1 protein-coding gene is annotated in these 258 nt (G+C 75.6%); it reads left to right on the top strand.

All coding sequences use genetic code 11. From position 1 onward, the window contains the following. Window positions 1–258: hypothetical protein (locus AC0IVP_RS21945; RefSeq protein WP_471759283.1), on the top strand; the 258-nt coding region annotated here is incomplete at both ends.

Raw genomic sequence — 258 nt, forward strand, 5'->3', positions numbered from 1 at the left:
CGGCAGTACGTCGACGTGCTGCAGGCCAGTGCCTCGCTGCGGGTGCACGAGCGGGCGCTGCTGCGACGCTGCGAGCACCAGCTGTCCCGGGCCCTGCACGCCACGTGGACCCAGCAGCTGGAGGGTGACGTGCCCAACCTGCGGCGGCCCGCCGACCTGATCAGCGGGGTGCTGGTGGCCGCCGGCCGGGTGATGGTGGTGGAGCAGCGCCGGCTGGCCAAGGGCCCCGAGCCCTCGCTGACCCGGCGGGCCGAGGTC

The sequence above is a fragment of the Klenkia sp. AC732 genome, from assembly GCF_979256525.1.